The sequence below is a fragment of the Halorubrum sp. SP3 genome, assembly GCF_005435195.1.
In the GTDB taxonomy this organism is placed as follows: Archaea; Halobacteriota; Halobacteria; order Halobacteriales; family Haloferacaceae; genus Halorubrum; species Halorubrum sodomense.
Window position 1 is genome coordinate 1 of the sequence record NZ_SGTU01000739.1, and the last position, 226, is coordinate 226.

The window sequence follows — 226 nt, forward strand, 5'->3', positions numbered from 1 at the left end:
CGGACGGCGCCGGTTCGCGAGGACGGCGACGTCGTCGCCGGGCTCCACATCGCGCGGGACATCACCGAGCGGCGGGAGCGCGAGGAGGAGCTCCAGCGACAGAACGAGCGCTTAGAGAAGTTCGCGAGGGTCGTCAGCCACGACCTCCGGAACCCGCTGAACGTGGTCGAAGGGCGGCTCGAACTGGCCCGGTCAGAGTGCGACAGCGACCAGCTCGTCGAGGCCG

1 protein-coding gene is annotated in these 226 nt (G+C 70.4%); it reads left to right on the forward strand.

The genetic code is table 11. The features are described 5' to 3' along the window. The coding region (locus EXE42_RS18095; RefSeq protein ID WP_275938250.1) for a histidine kinase dimerization/phospho-acceptor domain-containing protein at positions 1-226 on the forward strand (226 nt) is incomplete at both ends.